This is a genomic window from Clostridium sp. Cult1, from assembly GCF_021655095.1.
GTDB lineage: Bacteria > Bacillota > Clostridia > Tissierellales > Tepidimicrobiaceae > Schnuerera.
Window position 1 is genome coordinate 692,905 of sequence record NZ_PPXW01000001.1, and the last position, 4,304, is coordinate 697,208.

The 4,304-nt window shown below is 28.8% G+C and carries 5 protein-coding genes; all 5 read right to left on the reverse strand.

Annotated features, from left to right (window positions below):
- Nucleotides 1-246: 246 nt before the first annotated feature.
- Nucleotides 247-468: a hypothetical protein gene (locus tag C3E89_RS03335; RefSeq protein ID WP_236911077.1), complete on the reverse strand. Its 222-nt coding sequence runs from the start codon at nt 466-468 to the stop codon at nt 247-249.
- Nucleotides 455-931 carry a twitching motility protein PilT gene (locus tag C3E89_RS03340; RefSeq protein WP_236911078.1) on the reverse strand — a complete coding sequence of 159 codons (477 nt, stop codon included), beginning with the start codon at nt 929-931 and terminating at the stop codon, nt 455-457. The genes C3E89_RS03335 and C3E89_RS03340 overlap by 14 nt, the downstream gene beginning before the upstream one ends.
- A gap of 104 nt (nt 932-1,035) precedes the next feature.
- Complete coding sequence (locus C3E89_RS03345) at nt 1,036-2,673, reverse strand: SWIM zinc finger family protein (RefSeq protein ID WP_236911079.1); 1,638 nt, start codon at nt 2,671-2,673, stop codon at nt 1,036-1,038.
- A gap of 271 nt (nt 2,674-2,944) precedes the next feature.
- The gene (locus C3E89_RS03350) at nt 2,945-3,370 is read right to left on the reverse strand and encodes a hypothetical protein (RefSeq protein WP_236911080.1); all 426 of its coding nucleotides are present in this window, start codon (nt 3,368-3,370) and stop codon (nt 2,945-2,947) included.
- A gap of 15 nt (nt 3,371-3,385) precedes the next feature.
- On the reverse strand, nt 3,386-4,096 hold the full coding sequence (locus C3E89_RS03355; protein WP_236911081.1) for a hypothetical protein: 711 nt from the start codon (nt 4,094-4,096) through the stop codon (nt 3,386-3,388).
- Nucleotides 4,097-4,304: the final 208 nt, after the last annotated feature.

A 4,304-nucleotide genomic window follows, 5' to 3' on the forward strand; every position in this document is an offset into this window, starting at 1 on the left:
ACTTCAACGTGCCTTGAGAGGTCAATAAAGATGTCGTGAAAAGATAGTATCCCCTTGGTGTAAAGGCGTATTTCCTAATTTGTACATATTTATCATTAGTTTTTAAAATTTTTTCACCTATATTGTAAAAAACAAAGCTCTCAAATTAATAAATATTTGAGAGCTTTGTTTTTTGCAATTTACATTATTTATTCTTCATATTTTCTTTTAATTTTCAAAGGTGGCAAAATATTTTCGTATTAATTATTATCTATTCTCCCAATGCTCTTTTGCATTATCAAATATTTCATCTACAGACTGATTATCAAATATTTCATCTTCTAGTTTCAAATAATTTTCTTTACTTATTCCTTCGGAGTGGCGTATAAATCGTAAAAATCCAGAATACCCTAGCTCCTTTATTAATGCTCTAGAGCCTTTTTCTATTATTTCTCTATCTGTGAATTTGCTTTTTTCATTCAATAACATCAATATCCATCTCCTTTCTAAGAAAATCTATAGGATTATATAGTTTAACATCTTTAATTATATCCTTCAAGTTATCTCCATTTCCTTCAATTGTCTTTATAAATTTATCATCACAGGTTATAAAATATTTGCAGCCTCCATATACAGCTGAAGCGAGATGTAAGGCATCTTTATCTTTAGCATTTGATTTCATAACTATATCTTTAGCTATCTCTTTGATTCTATCATTAGGCTGTATTACCTCATTACACAAGGTAGAAATAGATATGATATTAAGTTTCCTCTCTATAAAAGGATTTCTGCTATTTTCATATTCCAAAACAAAGGACCATACTAATTCATATTTTTTCTTTTCGATTAGTTCAAATAAAATATCTATTGCCATAGACTCAAATCTTATTCTCATCTGTGTTTGATCATCAAACACCCTATTGTATATGTTCATATCAAAATATATTTTCATCTATATTCCCCCTACCTATATGCCTCTTATACTTATTATATCATATTCGGAGAAAATCTGTCCTATTTAGTATAGCCTATCCAGAATAAAAGAATCTTCGTATACTATAATTTACTTAGTTCATCCATCATTGCAGGTCTGTTCCTATATCTTAATCTCCAATCACTTACAATTTCAGATACCTTTTCTTTACCTTCTGGATATTTCTTCATTCGTCTTAAAATAGATACTATCTCTCTATAGTGTGCCCTGCCAGAAGTATTCGTTGCCATAGCTTTTACTGTATTTTCATATTTATCAAGAAGTTCTTTTGGATAAATATCTTTTAAAATTTTTTCATACTCTATTAGCATATACAAGCCATTAGAATTTAAAATTATATTAATTAATCTATCATATAATTCCTCAAGTTCATATAGTTTATCAATTCCTCTATAAGGGGATAATTTACTAAAAACTATTTCCCTCTTTTCCATCCATTCTTTATCTGTATAAAATGATTTTAATTCTTTATATAATTCCACATCTCCTGCTTTATAGTTTAATACTAATGACCATAGTTCTTCTTCATAAAGTTTCTGTTCTCCAATTTGTTTATATAAGTCCTTTAGCTTCAAGCTATAATTGGTTACAATTCCTGGCCAATCTTTTTCCTTGTCTTTACCTTCCCTAAGTAATTTAATTGCCATATCATAGTCTTTTCTATTTATGCAAATATCAATATAATGTTTTCTCACTTCATTAATTTCCAAATTTTCCTTCCAGTAATCTTCAATTATATTTTGGCTTACCTCCATTTCCTCCATAATATTTATACGTCGTAGTATCATTTCACCAAGTCCATAACTATTAAACCATGAATTTTCCTGTTTTTTATATTCTCTTATCTTATTGTCCAGAAAAATAGTTTTCTCTTCCATAAATTCATCTTCTTTAAAGTCATCAAATATAATTTCTTCTATATAATCCTCCATGTAATCTATAACTGAACCATTCAAATGCCCAGTGAACCAATTGTATATCTTTCTTTTAAGCTCAATACTACTCTTATCTAATATTTCTTGCCATATCTCTAAGCAACTATTGGCCACCAGGCCGGTTCCTCCATCAGAATCATCCATATCTTGATTTCCTACTTTAATAAATATATAATTAGTAAGTTCAAAGGCCTCTTCCAGTTGATTATTATCTACCATTGCTTGTATATCATTATCTAGAATCTCTTCAAGTTCTGATATGAAACCCCAGGCATTTTTATAATCAACAAAATCATGATGTCCTGCATATCTCCTAAAAATACTATTTACTTGATCTTTATAACGCTTCATATCTGCCGGTGAAATATCACATTGCAATCTACTTTTAAACCTATTTAATAATTTTTCATCATTTTTCAAAATATCGATCAAAAAATCTTCAACTAGAACAGAGTCTGCTTCTTTTACTAATTTAGTGATGCTTGTTTCTATATCTTCTATTTTTAAGGCTCTCTCTTTATCCTCCAAATAAAATAATACTGCAGCCATATGCTTGCAATTATTTCCACCATCTGCATATGGACAGTTGCAACTTAATTCTATTATTTCATCATTCTTTTTCACAATCTCAACTTTATATTCTTCAGTTCCATATGCAGTAGCCTCTATTATATTGTCTTTAACATATACATTTTCAACAAGATTACGAATAAAATAATCTAATCCTCTTCCTAATATGTGATCTTGAAATAAATGTTTCCACATTATCTCAGCTCCTCTATACTAAAATATATTCCCTTTTCATTAGTACTGCTATATTCTATAATAATATAACTATCTCAGAAATGCTATCCTTTTAAAAACCCTTTACAATTAATTCAAATAATAACCATAGATTCTTTCCAGCCATATGGTGGAAATTGTTTCTCGTTATATACTTGCATTGAATCATTTGAGTTTTTATATAAGACACCGTAAGGAGTTACTCTAGCACTTTTATTATTCTTTATTACATACATTGCATAGGATTGCCCATCTAGTCATCTAATTCCCTAGTTGCTACTGCCATTTTTTCAGTTAGATATAGATCCTTGCCTAGCTTATTAAAGTCACTGAAATTATTTATTAGACTATAGCAATGTAAATTAAAACTTAGGTTTATTAAATCTTCCATTGTCTTTGTTTCTTCTGCAAAGGACACTGCATAGAATTTTTCTATCTCCCTGGAGCTAAGACCATCAAATCTTTTCATTAGATAATTTAGCTCATCTATATTTACATTTTTATCTGTTAGCATATTTGAAAATCTTTTATCTATGCTGCTTTCTATATAGCAATTTGGCTCTGTAGCCATTTTTACTCCTAATTCATTACAAACTTCTTCCAGCTTATCTTCTTCCATTGGAAGCCATATGGTTTTTCTTTTATCAGTATCCCTTGATTTTTTAATAGTTATGTTCAAATTTTTCCCTCCATTCTATTTATTAATTAAAAATAACTCTGTCCCATATCTATTGATTAAGGCAGAGTTAATTATTGCTTTAAATATATAGTCATCTATTAAATCCTTGTCTGCAAGTTCATTAATCTTTATACACTCTCTCCCAGTTGATAGAGTTTTAGCAGTTTGGTATAGGGCATAGCCATCAGTATCTATTTCCCTAAGACATATTTCTTTTAAATCAAATCCATTTTCTTTTAAATCAAATCCATTTAATTTTATTAAATGTTTTGAAACCTTCCATAGACCTTCATTAGCAGTAAGTAAAAATAGAATGGCAATAAATCTCAATTGTATATGATTGGTATCTAGATCCTGGTCTTGCAGAAAATTATAGAACCTTTTCTTATGATGATAATTTAGAAACACTTCTCCCTTAAAACTCCTACTAATCCCCTTTAATCTTTCTCTTAAGGAATTATTGTTTATCCTTCCAAAACAATCCATTACAAAGTCTTTATATCTTTTCTTATCCACATTAACTTTGGAATTTGAATTATTGTATCCACATTTCCTGCAACTATCATCAACATTAATCACACTAAGCTTACAATTTTCATCACCTCCTTCACAGTTAAAATAATTATTGATAACTATACCACTTCTCATTGGCTGGAAATTAGGAACCATAACCATCAATTGCTCTATTCCTTCCAAGGATGTACCATACATAAATAATTTTGACATTGTTCTCAATCCTTTCTTTCTGTTTTTAGACATAAAAAATGGCGAAGTTCTTTGGTCACTTAGTTGACCTAAAACTTCGCCATCTTACAATCTGTATTTAGTTTTGAATTATATAAAAATAGATGTATTAGAATCTTTTATATTCTAATACATCTATAATTTCCATTTTAAATTTGTCTAAGTATTTTCTTATTAGTTGCACATAATA

Excerpts from the sequence above, each read along its gene's own strand:
- C3E89_RS03335 (WP_236911077.1), bottom strand. The coding sequence starts at position 468 with ATGTTATTGAATGAAAAAAGCAAATTCACAGATAGAGAAATAATAGAA.
- C3E89_RS03345 (WP_236911079.1), bottom strand. The coding sequence starts at position 2,673 with ATGTGGAAACATTTATTTCAAGATCACATATTAGGAAGAGGATTAGAT.
- C3E89_RS03340 (WP_236911078.1), bottom strand. The coding sequence starts at position 931 with ATGAAAATATATTTTGATATGAACATATACAATAGGGTGTTTGATGAT.
- C3E89_RS03355 (WP_236911081.1), bottom strand. The coding sequence starts at position 4,096 with ATGTCAAAATTATTTATGTATGGTACATCCTTGGAAGGAATAGAGCAA.